The 20,165-nt window shown below is 43.4% G+C and carries 15 protein-coding genes and 1 tRNA gene; 1 reads left to right on the forward strand and 15 read right to left on the reverse strand.

The window, feature by feature from the left end:
- Positions 1-7: 7 nt before the first annotated feature.
- Genes RT143_RS07375 through RT143_RS07390 form a run of 4 tightly spaced genes read right to left on the reverse strand, consistent with a single transcriptional unit; the run spans position 8 to position 3,015 of the window.
- A complete protein-coding gene (locus RT143_RS07375) occupies positions 8-541 on the reverse strand; it encodes a pilus assembly protein PilP (RefSeq protein ID WP_313092167.1) in 534 nt (177 codons plus the stop codon).
- Positions 531-1,289, reverse strand: coding sequence for a type IV pilus inner membrane component PilO (locus RT143_RS07380; protein ID WP_409519702.1), 759 nt, complete (start codon positions 1,287-1,289; stop codon positions 531-533). Before RT143_RS07380 ends, RT143_RS07375 begins: the two co-directional genes overlap by 11 nt.
- 2 nt (positions 1,290-1,291) lie before the next feature.
- Positions 1,292-1,963: a PilN domain-containing protein gene (locus RT143_RS07385; RefSeq protein WP_313092169.1), complete on the reverse strand. Its 672-nt coding sequence runs from the start codon at positions 1,961-1,963 to the stop codon at positions 1,292-1,294.
- Complete coding sequence (locus RT143_RS07390; RefSeq protein WP_095356374.1) at positions 1,963-3,015, reverse strand: pilus assembly protein PilM; 1,053 nt, start codon at positions 3,013-3,015, stop codon at positions 1,963-1,965. The genes RT143_RS07385 and RT143_RS07390 overlap by 1 nt, the downstream gene beginning before the upstream one ends.
- 201 nt (positions 3,016-3,216) lie before the next feature.
- On the opposite strand from RT143_RS07390, the gene RT143_RS07395 reads away from it, so the two are divergent.
- Positions 3,217-5,946: a penicillin-binding protein 1A gene (locus RT143_RS07395; protein ID WP_313092170.1), complete on the forward strand. Its 2,730-nt coding sequence runs from the start codon at positions 3,217-3,219 to the stop codon at positions 5,944-5,946.
- Positions 5,947-6,061: 115 nt separating this feature from the next.
- Here the strand turns inward: RT143_RS07395 and RT143_RS07400 are convergent, their stop codons facing one another.
- From RT143_RS07400 to RT143_RS07450, 11 genes are all read right to left on the reverse strand, one after another.
- Positions 6,062-6,580, reverse strand: a complete 519-nt coding sequence (locus tag RT143_RS07400) for a DUF6586 family protein (protein WP_135888360.1) — start codon at positions 6,578-6,580, stop codon at positions 6,062-6,064.
- A gap of 86 nt (positions 6,581-6,666) precedes the next feature.
- Positions 6,667-10,899, reverse strand: a complete 4,233-nt coding sequence (gene rpoC / locus RT143_RS07405; RefSeq protein ID WP_313092172.1) for a DNA-directed RNA polymerase subunit beta' — start codon at positions 10,897-10,899, stop codon at positions 6,667-6,669.
- A 143-nt stretch (positions 10,900-11,042) separates the two neighbouring features.
- A complete protein-coding gene (gene rpoB, locus RT143_RS07410; protein WP_313092173.1) occupies positions 11,043-15,161 on the reverse strand; it encodes a DNA-directed RNA polymerase subunit beta in 4,119 nt (1,372 codons plus the stop codon).
- Between the two features lie 538 nt (positions 15,162-15,699).
- A complete protein-coding gene (gene rplL, locus RT143_RS07415; protein ID WP_007116395.1) occupies positions 15,700-16,071 on the reverse strand; it encodes a 50S ribosomal protein L7/L12 in 372 nt (123 codons plus the stop codon).
- A 69-nt stretch (positions 16,072-16,140) separates the two neighbouring features.
- Complete coding sequence (gene rplJ / locus RT143_RS07420) at positions 16,141-16,650, reverse strand: 50S ribosomal protein L10 (RefSeq protein WP_138018878.1); 510 nt, start codon at positions 16,648-16,650, stop codon at positions 16,141-16,143.
- 289 nt (positions 16,651-16,939) lie between these two features.
- A complete protein-coding gene (rplA, locus tag RT143_RS07425; RefSeq protein WP_101964677.1) occupies positions 16,940-17,638 on the reverse strand; it encodes a 50S ribosomal protein L1 in 699 nt (232 codons plus the stop codon).
- Entirely contained in the window at positions 17,639-18,070 is a 432-nt protein-coding gene (gene rplK, locus RT143_RS07430; protein WP_007116398.1) for a 50S ribosomal protein L11, read from the reverse strand.
- A 214-nt stretch (positions 18,071-18,284) separates the two neighbouring features.
- On the reverse strand, positions 18,285-18,815 hold the full coding sequence (gene nusG, locus RT143_RS07435; RefSeq protein WP_007116399.1) for a transcription termination/antitermination protein NusG: 531 nt from the start codon (positions 18,813-18,815) through the stop codon (positions 18,285-18,287).
- A gap of 139 nt (positions 18,816-18,954) precedes the next feature.
- On the reverse strand, positions 18,955-19,422 hold the full coding sequence (secE, locus tag RT143_RS07440; protein ID WP_313092174.1) for a preprotein translocase subunit SecE: 468 nt from the start codon (positions 19,420-19,422) through the stop codon (positions 18,955-18,957).
- Between the two features lie 73 nt (positions 19,423-19,495).
- Positions 19,496-19,571, reverse strand: a tRNA-Trp gene (locus RT143_RS07445).
- Positions 19,572-19,644: 73 nt separating this feature from the next.
- Positions 19,645-20,157 (reverse strand): DUF2726 domain-containing protein, encoded by a 513-nt coding sequence (locus RT143_RS07450; RefSeq protein ID WP_227716727.1) that lies wholly within the window; start codon positions 20,155-20,157, stop codon positions 19,645-19,647.
- Positions 20,158-20,165: the final 8 nt, after the last annotated feature.

Below are 20,165 nucleotides of genomic sequence, written 5' to 3' on the forward strand. Positions count from 1 at the left end.
CTTTGTTTTATTGACTAACTGCGGCAACAATTGAGTTTGCTTTTTCGACATAGCCGACACGACTGTCTGGTATGATTTCAATTAAGTTAATTTGGGTTGGCGTAATCTCTGCAATACGCCCCTCATTTTTACCCATATAATTACCCACTTTGACACTGGCAATCCCCCCATCTGGGCGTTGCACAAGACCATACACCTCGCCAGATGATGACACCATCGTACCTTTATAGGTAAGCTCATTCAACTCAAATTGTTCAAGTGGCTCTTTGAGTCGGGTCACATCGGGTCTGACCCCTTTCATTTGCTGTACTTGATTGGCTTGCAGCATTAAACTGGGTGGCATAAATGGACTACGCAGCGGTGAAGCGCTGTAATTAAACTCCTGTACCACTTCGGGTGTCGGCGGTGGCTTTACCGGTTGCGCAGGCTGGTTACGGATGTCCTGCATTTGTTGCTCTGCCAAACCAACACGGTCGGTACAGCCAGATAACAGGGCTAATAGGGCTAAGCAAATAGAGAGCGGTTTTTTATTAATTGCCATTATTCGCTTCCTTATTGTCAGGTCCCGCTGAATTTTTTTGATTATCTTTTTGTGCCTTCTTTAATTCTTCTTCAGTTAACTCTTTTGAACGATAAGTTTTAACGTTCAAAACAAGATTGGTTTCTGGTAGCTTGTCTAGGCTAGGACTAGGGTTGGTGACCTCAAAGTCATGCAGGGTAATAATGCGAGGTAATTTAGCTAGACCACTAATGAATGACCCAAATTGGTGATAGTCTCCTAAAGCGGCAATACGAATTGGCTGCTCAATAAAGAATTCTTGGGAGACTTCGGGTTCAACTTTGATATCCTGAAATTTAATGTTACTGCCCACACCAACCATATTTATCCCATCCACTAGGTCAGAAATACGGGTGTCTTTGGGTAATTGATTGAGCAGTTCTTTAAAATCAGACTGCATTTTTGATACTTGCGCCTGATATTCTTTTAGATGACGTGCTTTGGATTCTTTTTGGCGATATTGATCGAGCAAGGTTTGCTGCTCAGCTTCCGCAGCGGCAATCTCATCACGTTTGGTACTAATCGGCAAAAACCAAGTTAAAAAGGCGATAACAGCAACCATAAATAGCAAGACAGTAACCTTAACAGGCACAGGCCAGCTACCATAATTATTTTGGTCTAGGGATTTAAAGCTTTCGGTAAAGGCTTTAACATCAAACGATTTTTTTGCGGTAATGTGAACGGGTTTTTTGACGAGCTTCGGTCTTTTTAGCGGATTGGTTAATTTCACCGTTATTTCTCCTTACTCGCACTTGCCGCAACGCCACTTGCAGCGGTGGCACTGGCGATGTCGGTTTGCTTAACCATGGTTGTTACCACAAAAGTCACGTAATTGGCTTCTGGTAATGTTGCGCTGGTACTGCTAGCACTGATGTTACCAGCAGCAGGTGCGGGTTTGGGTGCTTGATAAGCCACCGCATTGGGCTGCTGTATACTGACCACAGCCGATTTTTCTAACCACTGCGTCCCATCAAGACTGCGCATAAATGTTGAAATCACATTCGGGTTGTCGGCTTGACCGGTAAAGGTGATGGTATCAGCTTCACGCTTCATACTGGTTAAATACATTTGTGCGGGGATAATTCTGGCAATATCTTCCCAAATACGGACAGGGACAGGGCGACGGCCTTGCAAGTCTTGAATCACTTTCATACGCGCAATGATATCATCACGCTGCTGCTCAAGGGTTTGGATTTCTTTTAACGCCTTGTCTAAATTAGCGTTTTCTTGTTTGATGCGTTCATTAGCAAGCTGCTGGTTTTCTAGGGTATTTTTATAGTAACTCCATGCCGCAAAGGCACCAAGTAGTGATAATAATAATACCGCAACCACTAAAGTCATAAACTCACGGTTTCTTTGTTCACGAAGTTCCTGACGCCAAGGAAGTAAGTTAATCTTTGCCATTAATCAAAACTCCGTAACGCCAAGCCACAAGCCGCCATCAAGCTTGGCGCGTCCATAATCAGTAATTCAGTGTTGATATGGTTATTAATCGTCATATTTGAAAATGCATTGGCAATACCTGTGCGAGTACCAAGTTTTTGTTCAACCATGCTCGCTAGACCCGCAATGCTGGCACTACCACCGCCCAACAAAATATACTCTACTTGGCTATTTTGGCTGGATGAAAAATAAAACTGCAGCGAGCGGGTAATTTGCTGCACAATGGCATCTAAAAATGGCAGTAACACATCCGTATAGTAATCATCTGGCAATGACAGGGTGCGCTTATTAATCATCGCCTCCTCGAACGTCAAACCATAACGATTTTGAATACTTTCAGTTAACTGGGCACCGCCAAAAAGCTGTTCACGGCTGTATACAAACTCCCCGTCCTTTGCAATATAAAGCGTGGTTTGGCTGTGCCCGATATCAATAAGGGCTATATGCTGAGGTTGACCTGGCAAGCTATCGACCATCAATTGAAAGGCGCGTTCAACTGCGTAAGACTCCACATCCACAATTTTAGTATCCAGCCCCGCCAAAGCACCCGCGTCGACACGTTGGTCAACGTTTTCAGTGCGAGAGGCAACTAATAATACCTTACACATATCAGGCGTAGCTGAAGGGCCAATCACTTCAAAATCTAAATTAACTTCTGATAAAGGATAGGGAATATATTGGTCAGCATCTAGACGTATAAGGGATTCTCGTTCAAGCTCTGTGAGATCCGCTTCCATCTCAATGATTTTGCTAATAACCGAAGAGCCTGCTACGGCTGTCGCAATATTTTTGCTGGAAAAACCTCTGCTACGAGATAATCTTGCGAGGGCGTCACTGACCGCTTCAATATCTACAATATTTTTATCAACAACAGCACCGCGGGGTAACGGTTCAATGCCGTAATTTCTTAAATGAAATAGACCTTGCTGCCGTGTTATTTCAACCATTTTGATCGCAGTGGTGGTGATATCTACCCCAACGACTAGCTTGTTGTTTTTTGTAAATAACCTCACAAGTTTGTTCCTTGTATACTAAGTTCAGTAACGTGATTTTTACTACGCTACAATACTTTAGAAATTTATTTGATTCAACCTTTAGTTATGACTAATTTATTGGGTGGTTTAAAAACAAGCGAAAAGCAAAATAGATTTTTCACAGAACTCAAATTTTTTTAGGTATAATGGGGCTTTATTTTGCTTTGAGCTAATGACTTTATGACCCAGTCGACTGCTGCTACCTTTACTTGGATGAAATTTTTACTCAATCTCTTGGTTGCAATTTTAGCGTTTCTTTTTATTTTGGTATTAGCTTTCCCCATCGGTTTTTACGGTATGGCGATGTATATATCACCTAGCCTGCCAAGCTTAGATGACCTTAAAAAAGCCAAGCTGTCAATGCCACTACAAATCTATACCGAGGACAACCAATTAATTGGTCAATACGGTAATGATATGTCTTTGCCAGTGAGTTATGAGCAAATTCCCAAAAATATGGTGAATGCTTTTTTAGCGGCCGAAGATTCGTCATTTTTTCAGCACAGTGGTATCAGTATTAAGGGCATTGGGCGCGCACTGACCGAAGCGGTTAGCGACGACGATAGCCAAACAGGTGGGTCGACGATTACCCAACAGGTTGCCAAAAATTATTTTTTATCCTCCGAACGTACCCTTAATCGTAAATTAACGGAGTTATTTTTAGCCCGCAAAATTGAAGAAAAACTGTCCAAACAAGACATCATGACCTTATATGTTAATAAAATCTATTTGGGTCAAGGTGCGTATGGGATTAAAGCTGCCGCTAAGCAATATTATAGTAAATCATTGAATAACCTAACCATTGCAGAAATGGCAATGATTGCCGGTCTGCCAAAAGCGCCATCAAAATACAATCCTGTTGCCAACCCTGAGCGCGCGTTAGAGCGGCGCAACTGGATTTTGGGTCAGATGCTTAAAAATGGCGCAATTAGCCAAGCGCAACACGACGAAGCGGTTGCCGCACCCATTGGACTGCGCCTATACCAAGCTAAACTTGATAAAAACTTACCGTATTTGGCGGAAATGACCCGTGCCTCATTGGTGGAACAATATGGCGAAGCTGTCATCAATTCGGGCTGGCGCGTGAAGCTTACCATTAATAGCGAAGCACAAGAAATTGCAGAAAACGCCATTAAACGCGGTTTATTTGCGTATGATCGCCGCCACGGTTGGCGTGGCGCCCCTGCTAATACAAAAGATAAAGAAAAACCTGGCAAGCTTGCCAATTTCCCGGTTATCCATTCTTTTTATCCGGTTGAAGTCACCAAAGTCTATCCTGGCAATGGCTTTGATGCGGTCATGAAAGACGGTACTCAGATTAAAGTGCCTTGGTCAAACATGCGCTGGGCGACACTGCACTACCGTAATCCAAACTCAGCATTTATCTCCAACAATATCGTCAACCTGCATGATATTGTGTATGTCACATCAAATGCTGACAACAGCAGTTGGAGTTTGGTGCAAATTCCAGCCGTTGAAGGTAGCCTAGTATCGGTCAATCCAGAAACTGGCGCGTTACTTGCGGTCGTTGGTGGCTTTGATTTTAATAAGAGTAAATTTAACCGCGCCATTCAAGGCTATCGTCAGCCAGGATCAACCATCAAGCCATTAGTTTACGCCACTGCCCTAGAAAAAGGCTTTAGCCCAGATACCATGATATCTGATGATCCATTGACCGTCGGTTCCTGGAAACCCAAGAACTCAGATGGGCGCAATTTGGGGATGATTCCACTGCGTAAAGGTTTATACCTATCGCGCAACCTAGTATCGATTCGAGTGCTACGTTCAGCGGGTATCTCTGATACACGTGAGCTACTCAATGAATTTGGGTTGGAAAAAGAACGCATGCCAAACACCTTATCATTGGCACTCGGTTCTGGTGAAGCGACCCCATTACAGATGGCTACGGGCTATGCGACCTTTGCCAACGGCGGTCACCGTATTCAACCTTATTTTATTCAGCAAATTTTTGACTACAACGGTAAGCTGCAATACCAAGCCAACCCAAAACAAGCCTGTGCGGTATGTTTTAACAATGATTTACAGCAAACCAATGAAGATAACTTAACAGCATTCCAAGAACAACAAACTGCTTTGTTAAGTGGTCAAAGTAAAGACATGCAAGCAGGCGATAAAGCGACTGAAAAATCTGATTTATTCAACGCCAACCCACTGGCTAAAACCAACGAAAAAGACAGTTTAAACAAACAAGATAAGAAAAAACTTAGCAAAGAAGAAGCGGCATTAGAAGCCAGCACTCAGCAAATGCTAGCACGCCAAGCGTCCCTTGAAGCGCAACTATATGATGCCGGCCCCGACACTGATAAGCTAAAACCCATGCCTATTCAGTATATTCCAGCGCAGCAAGCGCCCCGTATTCTTTCTTCTAATGTGGCATTCCAAATGGCCAATATCTTACGTGATGTCATCCAGCGCGGTACCGCGGTTAAGGCGCGGGCGTTAGGTCGCTCAGATTTGGGTGGCAAGACAGGTACTACCAATGATGCCAAAGATGCGTGGTTTGCCGGTATCAACCCTAGAATGGTGACGACAGTTTGGGTCGGTTTTGACCAACCCATCGGTATGGGTAAAAAAGAATTTGGTGGCGTGGCGGCGCTACCTATTTGGATGGATTTCACCTCTAAAATGCTCAAAGGTCAACCTGTGGAATGGGTATCAGTGAATAATCGCGCCAAATCCAAAAAACAAGAGCAGGAAACCATTGAGCTTACTGACAATGGTACTAGACGCGTCGATAGCAAGGGCAATGAAATCACCCGTGATGACAGTAAACCCCCGCAAGCGGTTACCCAAAAACGCCCTGAGGAACAAGCATCCGTACCGATGCCAGCGACGGGTAACAATATCAATTACGCTCAATTAAATAACAATAAACCACTGAACCAATGAGTCGTTAATGAACCTTAATAGAAAAGCTCGATCATGAATCGAGCTTTTTTATGATCTTTGATAAGTATTAAGGGGATAAGCACCAAGTTGATAAATAATAATTTTGATTAAACGATTAAAACTCAATCATCCCTTCTCGCAAACTATCAATGGTATCCACCAAATCGCCACGCCATTGGCGAATCATATCGACTGAAATATTGGTACTTGATGGACTTGCCATAACATCAATCACCGGTAATTTGGCATTTTTATTGCTTTCATCACTCTCATTTCCAAGATTCTGTGGCACAGGTTTATAGATAATTTGCTGCCATGCTTTTTCGATGTCGCCCAAATAATCATTAGCTAATAGTTGCTTTAACCGCATGACTTCAGGTGATACTTGGGTTTTGGTTTCCAAGGCATCACTAATTGATTGCAGACTCGGGTTTGGCATAGTTAAATTATAATAGCGCGCTACTTCTTGTAAAAATGCCAAATAGCCGCCGTACAAATGCATGAGCGCACTTTCAATATGTGCTTCCTGTAATTGCCCTTTTGGCGTCTGTTCAGCTTGCTGACAATAAATTCGGCAAAAATACATTTTTTGATTGGTTCTATCTGCTTGATAACGTGCAACACGACCTGCCATATTGTTTCCTTAGACATTTGATACGGATATTTTGATGAAAAAAAAGGCCAGTTGCAAGCACCGGCCTTTTTATGACTGATTAACGATTATTTTGCATCTTGGCTATTAAACTCTTCAGCAAATTTGTCTTCAAATGACATTGACGCAGGCTCCATGTTTTCGGCAAACAAGGTGTCTAATGCTTCTAGCTGCTGATTTTCAGTAGCTTCTGTGGCGGTAGTTTTACCGCTCTCTAGACGCTGGGCATGGTAAGCTAAACCAGTACCTGATGGTACCAAGCGACCGACAACCACGTTTTCTTTTAGACCGCGTAAGTCATCAATCTTGCCAGTAACTGCTGCCGCCGTCAATACGCGCGTTGTTTCTTGGAATGACGCCGCAGAAATAAAGCTTTCAGTTGCCAATGAGGCTTTAGTGATACCGAGCAATAAACGGTCAAACTTGACTGGGAACTTGTTCTCTTCGTCGAGTTTTTTGTTCATGGCGACAATATCAGCGTATTCAGCTTGGTCACCTTTGAAGTAGCTTGAGTCACCGCCATCGGTAACTTCAACTTTACGTAGCATCTGACGAATAATCACTTCAATATGCTTGTCGTTGATTTTTACCCCTTGTAAGCGGTAAACGTCTTGTACTTCATTGACGATGTAATTGGCAAGCTCAGTTTCACCTTTTAAGCGTAAAATATCGTGTGGGTTTTGTGGACCATCGGCAATCACCTCGCCACGCTCAACACGTTCACCCTCAAACACGTTGATTTGACGCCATTTTGGAATCAACTCTTCATGCACTTCGCCATCATCATTGGTAATGATAAAGCGGTTTTTACCTTTGGTATCTTTACCAAAGCTTACTGTACCACTCATTTCCGCCATAATCGCATGATCTTTTGGACGACGCGCTTCAAATAAGTCAGCAACACGCGGTAGACCACCGGTAATATCTTTGGTACCTGATGATTCTTGTGGTACACGACCTAAAATCGAACCTGTTGTTACCTCATCGCCTTCACGCACACGAATAATGGTTTGCTGTGGTAAGAAATACACCACTTCTTTACCCTCTTTGGTATCAAGGATAATCGCAGGACGTAAATCTTTACCTGAGCTTGGGCGGTCTTTGGTCGCCAAGATTTCGTATGAGCTCATGCCCGTTGCTTCATCGATTTTCATGGTGGCGGTTAAGCCATCGGTGATTTCGCTAAAGCGTGCGGTACCTGATACCTCGGTAATAATTGGATGGGTATGCGGATCCCATTTACCAATGGTTTGACCTGGGGTAACCTCAGTGCCATCAGCCACTAAAATTGACGAACCATACGGTGCTTTATAGCGCTCACGCTCACGGCCTAATTCATCGGTAATACTAATTTCTGCAGAGCGAGATACCACTACCAAATGACCATCGGCATGGCTTACAGATTTCAAGTTTTGGAAGCGAACCGTACCGCCTTTATTAACCTGAATACTGTTTTCCACGGCTGCGGCGCTCGCGGCACCCCCCACGTGGAAGGTACGCATGGTTAGCTGAGTACCCGGCTCACCGATTGATTGCGCCGCCATAACACCCACAGACTCACCAATATTGACGCGGTGACCACGTGCTAAGTCACGACCATAACATTGTGAACAGACACCATGTGGCACTTCACAAGTAATCACAGAACGTACCCAAACTTCGTCAATACCATGTTCATCAAGTACTTTTACCCAATGCTCATCCAGCAAGGTACCCGATGGGATGGCTAGTTCGCCTGTTTTATTTGACATCACATCTTTGGCGGTAACTCGGCCCAGCACGCGGTCAGCCAATTGTTCAATGATTTCACCACCCTCAATGTGTGGCTTCATCAAGATACCTTTATCGGTACCACAATCAGGCTGGGTGATAACCAAATCTTGCGCAACGTCAACCAAGCGACGGGTTAAGTAACCTGAGTTTGCAGTTTTTAGTGCCGTATCAGCTAGACCTTTACGGGCACCGTGCGTCGAGATAAAGTACTGTAAAACGCTTAAGCCTTCACGGAAGTTAGCTTTAATTGGGGTTTCAATAATCGAGCCGTCTGGTTTTGCCATCAGACCACGCATACCTGCCAACTGACGAATCTGTGCGGCACTACCACGCGCACCTGAATCCGACATGATATAAATCGAGTTAAACGATTTTTCTTTTTCCGCTTCACCTTGGCTATTGATAACGGTATCTTGTGATAGGTTATCCATCATCGCTTTGGCGATTTGGTCATTGGTACGTGACCAAATATCAATGACTTTGTTATAACGTTCACCCGCGGTCACGAAACCTTGTTCAAACTGGCTTTCAATCTCACGAACTTCCGCATCCGCCGCTTCGATGATTTTGTTTTTGGTAGGTGGAATCAGCATATCTTCCATACCAATGGATACGCCTGACAACGTTGCTTGGGCAAAACCCAAATACATCAATTGGTCAGCAAACATGACGCTGTCTTTCACGCCCATTTTGCGGTAGCAAGAATTGATAAGGCGAGCGATGTTTTTCTTAGTCATCTCTTTATTGACTTCGTCAAAGCTCATACCTTTTGGGGTGATATTCCAAATCAAACAGCGACCGGCAACGGTGTCAACCATTTTGGTAACGCTATTGGCATTACCTTCTTCGTCATACGTGGTTTCTTCAATACGTACTTTAATTTTGGCATTGACGCTTAAATCACCGGTACCTAGCGCGCGATACACTTCTTTCACGTTTGAGAAAGTCATGTTTTCGCCTTTGGCATTGATATGCGAACGGCTGATGTAATATAGCCCCAATACAACGTCTTGTGATGGCGTGATGATTGGCTCACCATTGGCAGGTGACAAGATGTTGTTGGTTGACATCATCAAGGCACGGGCTTCAAGCTGGGCCTCCAAAGTTAACGGTACGTGTACCGCCATTTGGTCACCATCGAAGTCGGCGTTGAACGCGCTACAAACTAGCGGATGTAGCTGAATTGCTTTACCTTCAATCAGTACAGGCTCAAATGCTTGTAAACCCAAACGATGGAGGGTCGGTGCACGGTTTAGTAGCACTGGGTGTTCACGAATCACGCTGGCAAGCATATCCCACACTGCCGGTTCTTCACGCTCAACCATTTTCTTAGCGGCTTTGATAGTGGTCGCAATGCCATTTTGCAAAAGTTTGGCATAAGTAAATGGTTTGAACAGTTCAAGTGCCATTTTTTTTGGCAACCCACATTGGTGTAGACGCAGGTATGGACCCACGGTAATAACCGAACGCCCTGAATAGTCAACACGTTTACCCAGTAAGTTTTGACGGAAACGACCTTGTTTACCTTTAATCATGTCAGCTAAAGATTTCAATGGACGTTTGTTGCTACCCGTAATCGCACGACCGCGGCGACCATTGTCAAGCAGCGCATCCACTGACTCTTGCAGCATACGTTTTTCGTTACGCACGATGATGTCAGGCGCATTGAGCTCCAACAAGCGTTTTAAGCGGTTGTTACGGTTAATGACGCGGCGATATAAGTCATTTAAGTCTGAAGTGGCAAAACGACCCCCTTCAAGCGGTACCAATGGACGCAAATCAGGTGGCAATACAGGTAATACGGTCATTACCATCCATTCTGGCTTGTTGTTTGAATCACGGAATGACTCAAGCAATTTTAGGCGCTTTGACATTTTTTTAAGTTTGGTTTCTGAACCCGTGTTAGGAATTTCTTCACGTAACTGGTCGATTTCCAAATCCACGTCAATATCGCGCAGCAAGTCTTGAACCGCTTCAGCACCCATTTTCGCGGTGAATTCATCACCAAACTCTTCAAGTGCTTTGAAGTAATCTTCATCATCGAGCAACTGGTATTTTTCAAGGCTAGTTAAACCTGGGTCAGTCACTACATAGCTTTCAAAATACAGTACGCGCTCGATATCACGCAAAGTCATATCAAGTAATAGACCAATACGGCTTGGTAATGATTTTAAGAACCAAATATGCGCGACTGGGCTTGCCAGCTCAATGTGACCCATACGCTCGCGGCGTACTTTGGCAGCGGTCACTTCAACACCACATTTTTCACAGATCACGCCTTGGAATTTACGGCGTTTGTATTTACCACACAAGCATTCGTAGTCTTTAACAGGTCCAAAAATTTTGGCACAAAAAAGACCATCACGTTCTGGTTTGAAAGTACGATAGTTGATGGTTTCAGGCTTTTTAACTTCCCCATGCGACCAAGATTTGATGGTGTCAGGTGAGGCAAGAGAAATTTGAATGCTGTCGAACTCTTGGTTACCAGAGTCGGCAGGGCTTTTCATGATGTCTAATAAGTCTTTCAAACTGCTTCTCCATCGATTAAATTGAAGGTCGCTACAGATTGACTTTCAATTTAAGGTTAATTTTTATTCGTTTGTCATTAAAAAGGTAAACTATTGAGCTTGAGTATGGCGACGTTTAAAGCCACCACACTCCGAATCATGACTTAGTTTTTACTTTTGCTATGATCTTTTAACTCAATATTGATACCCAATGACTTAATCTCTTTGGTCAATACGTTGAACGATTCTGGCATACCAGCTGACATGTTCTGTTCACCATCGACGATGTTTTTGTACATGCGGGTACGACCTTCGACGTCATCGGATTTCACCGTCAACATCTCTTGCAATGTATAAGCAGCACCGTAAGCTTCAAGCGCCCACACTTCCATCTCACCGAAGCGCTGACCACCAAACTGGGCTTTACCACCCAATGGCTGCTGGGTAACCAGTGAGTAAGAACCCGTTGAACGTGCGTGCATTTTGTCGTCAACCAAGTGGTTGAGTTTGAGCATGTACATGTAACCTACGGTCACCGGACGATCAAACTGTTGACCGGTACGACCATCAAACAATACTTGCTGACCCGAGGTTGGCATACCCGCTAATTCTAGCAAGCCTTTGATTTGCTGTTCTTTAGCACCATCAAATACTGCGGTACCCATTGGTACGCCCGCACGTAGATTTTTTGACATCGCAATGATTTCGTCATCACTGATGCTGCCTAAGTCCACTTGCTCGCCGCCAATTTGGTTATAGATTTTGTCTAAGAAATCACGTAACTCAGAAACTGCCGCTTGTTGTTTGATCATCTCGTCAATTTTGATACCCAAACCACGTGCTGCGCCGCCTAAGTGAGTTTCTAGAATCTGACCGACGTTCATACGCGATGGTACGCCTAGTGGGTTTAGTACCACATCCACTGGGTTGCCGTTTTCATCGTATGGCATATCTTCAATCGGCATGATACGTGATACCACCCCTTTGTTACCATGACGACCCGCCATTTTGTCACCAGGTTGAATACGACGTTTTACTGCTAAGTACACTTTGACGATTTTTTGCACGCCATGGGTTAAGTCATCACCAGCCGTTAATTTGCGTTTTTTCTCAGTGAATTTTTCATCGATTTCTTTTTGTTTATCGGTTAAAAAGTCACCAATTTGTGATAAACGCTCTGCGGTATCTTCTTGGGTTGGCTGAATATCAAGCAATGTTTCAAGCGACATGTCTTGCATTGACGCTTCACTCAACACTGTACCTGATTTTAAGCCCGCGCCACCACTCACAGTTTGACCGTCAAGCAATGAAATAATGCGACCGCGTGCGGCGTTTTCAAAGATACGCAATTCTTCTTTTAAGTCTTTACGATAGCTATCAAGCTGGGCTTTTTCGATAGCTTGCGCACGGCTGTCTTTTTCTACGCCATCACGGGTAAAGACTTGGACGTCAATCACCGTACCTTTGGTAGAAGAAGGCACTCGCAACGACGTATCTTTAACGTCCGCAGCTTTTTCACCAAAAATTGCACGAAGTAGTTTTTCTTCAGGGGTGAGCTGGGTTTCACCTTTTGGTGTCACTTTACCCACTAAGATATCGCCACCTTGCACTTCCGCACCAATGTAGACGATACCTGCTTCATCTAGATTAGCTAGGGCTGCTTCACCCACGTTTGGAATATCGCCAGTGATTTCTTCTGTACCCAATTTGGTATCACGCGCCACACAGGTTAATTCTTGGATGTGAATGGTGGTAAAACGATCTTCTTTAACCACACGCTCAGATAACAAAATCGAGTCTTCGAAGTTGTAACCGTTCCAAGGCATGAACGCCACACGCATGTTTTGACCCAATGCCAACTCACCCAAATCGGTTGATGGGCCATCTGCCAAGATATCCCCACGCGCAATGACATCACCTTGGTTGACGATAATGCGTTGGTTAATACAGGTGTTTTGGTTTGAACGGGTGTATTTGATTAAGTTGTAGATATCAATGCCCGCTTCGCCCGCTTGCATTTCATCTTCATTCACTTTTACAACGACACGGCTCGCATCCACGTCCATAATGACGCCGCCACGTTTGGCAGTCACACACACACCGGAGTCACGGGCAACGTGACGCTCCATACCTGTACCAACCAGTGGTTTGTCAGAACGTAAAGTGGGTACCGCTTGGCGCTGCATGTTTGAACCCATCAAAGCACGGTTGGCATCGTCATGTTCCAAGAATGGAATCAAACTTGCTGCCACAGACACAACCTGACGCGGTGATACGTCCATGTGGGTCACTTTCTCTGGTGCCATACGCACAAATTCACCATAGTTACGCACAGAGACATAATCTTCTGTCAACTGACCGCTTTCATCAATCGGCGAATCCGCTTGTGCAATCACAGTGCCTACTTCTTCAATCGCTGATAAGTACTCGATTTCATCCGTCACTTTACCGTCAACTACTTTACGATACGGAGTCTCTAAGAAACCAAATTCATTGGTTTTAGCATAGACGGCTAGTGAGTTAATCAGACCGATGTTTGGACCCTCAGGGGTTTCAATCGGACACACACGACCATAATGGGTTTGGTGTACGTCACGGACTTCAAAGCCTGCACGCTCACGTGTTAAACCACCTGGACCTAAGGCAGAAACACGGCGCTTATGGGTGATTTCTGACAATGGGTTATTTTGGTCCATAAACTGTGACAATTGTGATGAACCAAAGAACTCTTTAATGGCGGCTGCCACAGGTTTTGAGTTAATCAAATCTTGTGGTGATAAGTTATCTGTTTCAGCTGAGCTTAAACGCTCTTTAACAGCACGCTCGACACGGACTAAACCGACGCGAAATTGATTTTCTGTCATCTCACCGACTGAACGGACACGGCGGTTACCTAAATGGTCAATATCGTCCACTACCCCACGACCATCACGAATTTCAATCAACATTTTTAATACGTCAATAATATCTTCGTTGGTCAATACACTGCGTTCACGCTGCACATCAGGGTCATTGGTTGGCTCATAGACTCGGCCCAAACGACGGTTGAACTTCATGCGACCGACGTTTGATAAATCATAGCGATCCGCGTTAAAGAACATCGATTCAAACAGTTTTTCAGCCGTATCGAGTGTTGGTGGCTCACCTGGACGCATCACTTTGTAGATTTCAATCAACGCTTCTTCACGGCTCATCGCGGTATCTGCGCGCAGTGTATCGGCGATGTATGAACCATGATCGATATCGTTAGTGAATAAAATATCAAATTCTTTAATACCGTTATTGCTGATTTTGACCAAAGTCTCGTGATCGAGCAATTGGTTAGCGCGTGCAATAACTTCATCATCCACGACGATATCTTGTGCCAAAATACGCTCATACAAGTATTCATCAGGCACAGGTAATTTAGTCATACCGGCTTGTTCGATTTTACGAATCGCGCGCGCGTTGATACGTTTGCCCTGTTCGACAATCACGTCGCCATCCGGTGAAACGATTTCAAACTGCGCCATTTCACCGCGCAAACGGTCAGTGACAAGGTCAATTTCAAACTGCTCATCACCCTTATACACATGGGTTTTTTCATAAAACGCATCTAAAATTTGTTGCGTATTCATGCCAATGGCATGCAAAATCACTGTTGCCAATAATTTACGGCGGCGGTCAATACGAGCAAATACCAAGTCTTTGGCATCAAATTCAAAGTCTAACCATGAACCACGGTAAGGAATAATACGGGCGTTATACAGCACTTTACCACTTGAATGTGATTTGCCTTTGTCATGGTCAAAGAATACGCCTGGTGAACGGTGTAATTGCGATACGATGACACGCTCAGTACCATTAATCACAAAAGTACCGTTTTCAGTCATCAATGGGATTTCACCCATATAGACGCTTTGCTCACGGATATCTTTAATTGCCGCTTTCGCATCTTTATCTTTGACATCTTTGTCTTTGATGACCAAACGGATTTTGACACGTAACGGCGCTGCATAGGTTGAACCACGTAAAATACATTCGCGCACATCAAATTCTGGTGTACCTAGATAGTATTCGACAAATTGTAGCTCGGCATTGCCAGTATGGCTCTCAATAGGGAAAATAGAATTAAAAGCGGCTTGTAAACCAATGTTTTCCCGACCTTTTGGCTTTTTATTTTCTTGCAAAAATTGCTCATACGAGTCAACTTGGATAGCCAATAAGTATGGCACGTCCATGACGGTGGGCAACTTTGCAAAACTTTTACGAATGCGTTTTTTTTCAGTATACGAGTATGCCATTAAAAGTCCTTAAACATTCAAAGCGTTAATGCCTACCCATCTATCAATACTTCAGTGCACTGATACTGCTGTGCACTGATAAAGCCGCAAATCACCACATTTCCTGTTAGGAAATTAAATTTTTTGCGCATTTATTAACGATGGAATCTATTTCTAAAAGATTTGATGACCCAATCCTTACAGTCTTAAGTCACCAACTTACAATCCAACTTCCTAACGGAAATCTTAAAACCTTGCTAAATCAGCGAATAAGTTAATCATCACAGGATGCATAACCTAATCGGCGATATAATATAAAATCGATACAAACAAAAACTGTAGAGACGACAAAAAGCCAAACACCTTTGGGGTATTTAGCTAAAGTTTTTTACGCATTACCAGACTTTCTAACTTGCATGGAACAATTCTGTCCTTGGTGCGTGTGCCATCTTATATTCAATCAGACACGAAAGGTCAAGAGAATGATTATAATAAAAAAAAGCCATTATTGCAAGTGCAATAATGGCTTTTTGAAGGTTAGAGAACTTAAGTGCGAGAATTATTTCAATTCTACTGATGCGCCTGCTTCTTCTAATTTTTTCTTCAATTCTTCAGCTTCAGCTTTCGCTACGCCTTCTTTAACTGTTTGTGGTGCGCCTTCAACTAGGTCTTTAGCTTCTTTTAAGCCCAAGCCAGTAATTTCGCGAACTGCTTTAATAACAGCTACTTTCTTGTCGCCAGCGCCAGTTAATACAACAGTGAAGTCGTCTTTTTCTTCTGCTGCAGGCGCGTCACCGGCAGCTGCAGGTGCTGCTGCTAATGCAGCGGCTGATACGCCAAATTTTTCTTCCATTGCAGAGATAAGATCTACAATTTCCATTACTGATTTTTCAGCGATTGCATCAAGAATTTCTTGGTTAGTTAATGCCATGATGTGTGTTCCTAAATAAGTGAATTTTGTTTAAAAAATGCTAAGCGTAGTTAAGTTTACTTAAATAAATTAAGCGGCTTCGCCTTCGCCTTGCATTTTGTCGCGTAATGCTGCCAAAGTACGAACAAATTTGCCTGCAGCGGCTTCTTTCATCGTACCCATTAAGCGCGCAATCGCTTCGTCGTAAGTTGGTAAGCTTGCTAAACGATCGATATCTTTAGCAGCGATAAACTCGCCTTCAAAAGCTGCACCTTTAATTTCAAACTTATCGTTTGTTTTAGCAAATTCTTTGAACAAACGTGCCGCAGCACCTGGATGTTCAGTTGAGAATGCGATAAGTGTTGGACCTACAAATACGTCATTTAACACAGAGTAGTTAGTGTCTTCTAACGCACGACGTAATAAAGTATTACGCACGATACGCATATCAACACCCGCTGCACGAGCTTCTTTACGCAGTTGGGTCATTTTACCTACTGTTACGCCACGAGCATCGGCAACAACAGCAGAAAGGGCACCTTTGGCAGATTCACTTACTTCAGCAACAATCGCTTGTTTGTCTTGAAGATTTAATGCCATGGGTTGTCTCCATATTATCAGTTTCCTAGTTATGATTAACTTAGGGCACCAATAAACCTAGTTAATATAATAAGTTAAAGTACAACTTATTATCACTCCGATACGGTGGCAGTCAATGGTAAATTAAACTGCCATCCCGTCTGCGTAGGCTGTGAAAAACTTTCACAATTAAACTATTTACGATTTAATTATGATTAAACCAATAGAACCTACGGTCTTAGACAGCACAACCCGTTTGTGCTGAACTAAATTTAAAATATATTAAAAATCTACCATCAAGCGTGATAGCTTAAGCATTACGATAAGGTACTGGATCTAAGTTGATACCAGGGCCCATCGTGCTTGATAGAGTGATTTTCTTGATATAGATACCTTTTGAGGTCGCAGGTTTTGCTTTTTTCAAATCAGCGATTAATGCAGATGCATTTTGCTCGATTTGTTCAGCACTAAAACCTACTTGACCAATCGTGGTATGGATAATACCCGCTTTATCAACACGGTAAGTTGCCTGACCCGCTTTGGTATTTTTAACCGCTTCAGCAACGTTAGGGGTAACTGTACCTACTTTAGGGTTTGGCATTAAGCCACGTGGACCTAAAATTGTACCTAATTGACCAACAACGCGCATTGCATCAGGCGACGCAATCACAACATCAAAGTCCATGTTACCCGCTTTGATGCTTTCTGCTAGGTCTTCAAAACCTACGATATCAGCACCCGCTTCTTTTGCTGCATCAGCTGCTGCACCTTGTGCAAACACGGCAACGCGTTTGGTTTTACCGGTACCTGCAGGCAGGTTGGTAGCACCACGAACCACTTGGTCAGATTTACGTGGGTCAACGCCTAGATTGATAGCAATATCGATTGACTCTTTGAATTTTGCTGGTGGCAATTTATTTAGGATTTCCACAGCTTCAGTCAATGTGTATTGTTTGTTCGCATCATAGCTTTCAGCGATTGCTTTTTGACGTTTAGTTAATTTAGCCATTTACACACCCTCCACGTCAATACCCATTGAGCGAGCCGTACCCGCCAATGTGCGAACCGCAGATTCTAAGTCAGCAGCAGTTAAGTCAGCGTTTTTGGTGTTAGCAATTTCTTCTAACTGTGCGCGGTTGACTTTACCCACTTTAGTTTTGTTCGGTACGCCTGAACCTTTGGCAGCACCTGCAGCTTTGCGAATTAAGAACGCCGCTGGTGGTGACTTCATGATGAAGGTGAACGATTTGTCGTTGTAAACAGTGATTTCAACGGGAACGGGTAGACCTGGTTCCATGCTAGAAGTAGCTGCGTTGAACTCTTTACAGAATGCCATGATGTTCACACCTTTTTGACCCAATGCTGGACCGATAGGTGGTGATGGATTAGCTTTACCAGCTGGCACTTGTAGTTTGATGTAACCATCAATCTTTTTAGCCATGATAGACTCCTGTTATGGGTAATAGCGCTAGATACCCACTCATCGAATGGCTATCTGGCTCCCCGGGTGATATTGTCAATCTTGCAGACAACAGAAAAAATAAAGTGCCATATTATAAGCGAATTTTTACTTAGGTAAAGCAAAAATTGCTAAATTTGGCACTTAGTTACAATTTTAGGGCCAAAAACCCATAAATAAGAAAAGCTAGCAAAAATTAGTTAATTTTTTCTACTTGTTTAAACTCTAGCTCAACCGGGGTTGGACGGTTAAAGACATTGACGGTCAACTGTAAGCGCGATTTTTCGTAATCCACTTTTTCTACCAAGCCTCTAAACTCGGTAAACGGACCATCGATGACCAACACTTCTTCACCTGGCTCAAATAAGGTTTTTGGACGCGGTTTGTTTTCGTTGGTATTTAAACGATTTAAAATGGTATCGGCTTCTTTTGGGGTAATCGGCGCAGGATTTTCTGGCGTACCGCCAATAAAGCCCATCACACGTGGACAGTCTTTAACTAAGTGCCATGTATTGTCGTTCATATCCATTTCAATCAATACGTAACCTGGGAAGAATTTACGCTCAGATTTGCGTTTTTTGCCATCCCGCATTTCGATAACTTCTTCGGTCGGGACGAGTACTTGACCAAACGATTCTTTGTATTCGCTGCGATTGATACGTTCAATCAATGAACGCTGCACTTGTTTTTCAAAGCCTGAAAATGCTTGTACGATATACCAACGCATGGATAATCTTCCTCTAATTCATTGCTAAACACATCGCCTACTATACCAAATATGAGCAATGCAGGTAAAATATTGATATTGCTAGATAGATAAAAACCCACAGATGTGGGTCAAATAAAAGGGTTTGGCTAAATTTTTGCTATTGACCAATGACGTATTGAATCAATTGGCTAAATACGGTATCTAATAACCACACGATAAAGGCTAATATCCCAGCCACTACTGCAACTTGCCAAGTGTATTCAAGGGTTTCTTGTTTGGTCGGCCAAGTCACACGGCGCAATTCAACGCGAGAATCTTGCAACAGTTTTTTAAAAGCACTGCCTTGGTTGGTCAATGCCAGTGCCAATAATGCAGCAATGATTAGTCCAGCAATAACAGCCACTCGCGTCCATAAATTGCTAGCGGGTTGCCAATATGCGGGTAAATATTGATTGACTAAAGTTGCACTGATTAATGCAACAAAAGCAAAAATCCACAGGGCAAAATCTTTAGGGGAGTGTCGTTTGGCAATCTCAATAGCGGCAGGTTGGTGGACAACCACTTTTTCACCAGACATCCTTTTGCCATTGAGCTCTGCTAGTTTGTTCTCTAGCATTTGTTTCATAAGGCTGCCCTGTCTATCATTAAAACGTATTTTATTATTAGAATACAGCGTACACGCTAACCTAACTAAAATGTGGCAGGCGATGAGGGACTCGAACCCCCAACATTCGGTTTTGGAGACCGACGCTCTACCAATTGAACTAATCGCCTATGTTGAGTTTGAGTATTATAGCGAGTTTTTTTTTGAATGCAACACTTTCTATAGTTTTTTGCGATTTTAATATTACCCTATCACTGCTAAGATTTTACGGCGTAAAAGCGCAGCATCCGGCATGGCTTCGCCATCGATTCGTAATATCGAAATGCCTGCACTCAACAGCGCTTTGTCTTTTTTTTCATCTTGCTGCTGACGGCGGCGAGTATTGTGCGTCCAGTCGTCTAATTCAATTGCCAATAGTACGGTTTGCTTGTCTTGATCGACCAGCACATAGTCAACACTCATACGGCAAATACGATTAAACCAAAAGCCTTGGTCAGTATCGTCATCGTCATTTGGCATGATAATACGTGATAGCTGTACTTGCCCAAAAATAATCAGCTCAGGCACGGCTTGCTGCAAGCGATTAAAAAATATCACTTCGGTCGGTGTCATAATCGGCATCGGCTCAAACGGCCATACCGCTAATTCATCTCCCCGAACTGGCTTAATAACCTCTTCACGGCTACTACCACTACTACGAAATGCAAATACTAACAGGATAAACACCACAAACGCTAACACTAAAAAAATTGTCACACTAACCA

Source organism: Moraxella sp. CTOTU48268 (assembly GCF_032069585.1).
Lineage (GTDB): Bacteria > Pseudomonadota > Gammaproteobacteria > Pseudomonadales > Moraxellaceae > Faucicola > Faucicola cinerea.

What these genes read in the sequence shown, in the direction of transcription:
- RT143_RS07375 (WP_313092167.1), bottom strand. Translation starts at nt 541, where the DNA reads ATGGCAATTAATAAAAAACCGCTCTCTATTTGCTTAGCCCTATTAGCC.
- RT143_RS07385 (WP_313092169.1), bottom strand. Translation starts at nt 1,963, where the DNA reads ATGGCAAAGATTAACTTACTTCCTTGGCGTCAGGAACTTCGTGAACAA.
- RT143_RS07395 (WP_313092170.1), top strand. Translation starts at nt 3,217, where the DNA reads ATGACCCAGTCGACTGCTGCTACCTTTACTTGGATGAAATTTTTACTC.
- RT143_RS07400 (WP_135888360.1), bottom strand. Translation starts at nt 6,580, where the DNA reads ATGGCAGGTCGTGTTGCACGTTATCAAGCAGATAGAACCAATCAAAAA.
- rpoB (WP_313092173.1), bottom strand. Translation starts at nt 15,161, where the DNA reads ATGGCATACTCGTATACTGAAAAAAAACGCATTCGTAAAAGTTTTGCA.
- rplL (WP_007116395.1), bottom strand. Translation starts at nt 16,071, where the DNA reads ATGGCATTAACTAACCAAGAAATTCTTGATGCAATCGCTGAAAAATCA.
- rplJ (WP_138018878.1), bottom strand. Translation starts at nt 16,650, where the DNA reads ATGGCATTAAATCTTCAAGACAAACAAGCGATTGTTGCTGAAGTAAGT.
- rplA (WP_101964677.1), bottom strand. Translation starts at nt 17,638, where the DNA reads ATGGCTAAATTAACTAAACGTCAAAAAGCAATCGCTGAAAGCTATGAT.
- rplK (WP_007116398.1), bottom strand. Translation starts at nt 18,070, where the DNA reads ATGGCTAAAAAGATTGATGGTTACATCAAACTACAAGTGCCAGCTGGT.
- nusG (WP_007116399.1), bottom strand. Translation starts at nt 18,815, where the DNA reads ATGCGTTGGTATATCGTACAAGCATTTTCAGGCTTTGAAAAACAAGTG.
- secE (WP_313092174.1), bottom strand. Translation starts at nt 19,422, where the DNA reads ATGAAACAAATGCTAGAGAACAAACTAGCAGAGCTCAATGGCAAAAGG.